This window comes from Nocardiopsis trehalosi NBRC 14201, assembly GCF_001552555.1.
GTDB lineage: Bacteria > Actinomycetota > Actinomycetes > Streptosporangiales > Streptosporangiaceae > Nocardiopsis_B > Nocardiopsis_B trehalosi.
In genome coordinates this window covers 1-822 of sequence record NZ_BCRK01000366.1, presented here as the reverse complement: position 1 = coordinate 822, position 822 = coordinate 1, and the positions used below count along the sequence as shown (strand labels likewise).

Below are 822 nucleotides of genomic sequence, written 5' to 3'. Positions count from 1 at the left end.
GCCGCGCCACTGCAGGTCGGTGTCCCCGCCCTCCTGGAACGAGTAGAGCGTCCGGACGCTGGTCCCGGTGGTGACGGTGTAGGTCCACTCGCCGCCGCTGTCCTCGGGCGGGTGCGCCACCACGTGTCCGTGCAGGTAGTAGTGCCAATCCCCCATCGTCTGCTGCCAGTTCGCGTCGGCGTAGCCGAACTCCGTCCCGTCCTCGTTGAGGCCGAACGGCGTCCAGTTCCCGCTCACCGGGAAGGTGATCGGGCCGTCGAACCTGTTCGGGGGGATCTTCTTGGCCTCGGCGATCGCCTGCTGTCCGAGTTCGTGCTGCTGGGCGGTCACCGCCTCCCGGAACTCCGGTACGTCCTCCAGGAGCTGCTCGACGTCGACCGTCATCGTCCCGCCGTCGCCGCGGAGGTAGTGGCGCAGGGCGGCGGCCGCGTCGGGCAGCAGCGGGCCGCTGTCGTCGACCCACTCGCCCACGTCCTCGTGGGCGTCCTCGATCTCGTGCTCCAGGCAGAGGGTCCACATGTTGCAGCCGGAGACGTCGCCCAGGTCGGACTCGCCCGAGTCCAGACTGGAGCGCACCCTTCTCTCCACTTCCGGGTAGGGCTCCGGAGGCGTCTCGGCGCCGAGGTCGGTCGGAGGGACGGAGGTGGGCGGGCACAGCGGATCGCACCGCAGAACCCACCCGTCGCCCGTGTCGTCCTCGTCCACGTCCTCGGTGGCCGCCGCACCCGCCGGACGCAGCCCTTCGGTCTGGGTCGACGCCGCCTCGGTGTCCGGGTCGACGCCGATGCCGGGGTCCTCGGGCTCGGCGCAGTCGGCGTCGCC

The 822-nt window shown here is 71.5% G+C and carries 1 protein-coding gene; it reads right to left on the bottom strand.

Annotated features, from left to right (window positions below; translation table 11 throughout):
- The coding region (locus NT8_RS30235; protein ID WP_169805270.1) for a hypothetical protein at window positions 1-822 on the bottom strand (822 nt) is incomplete at both ends.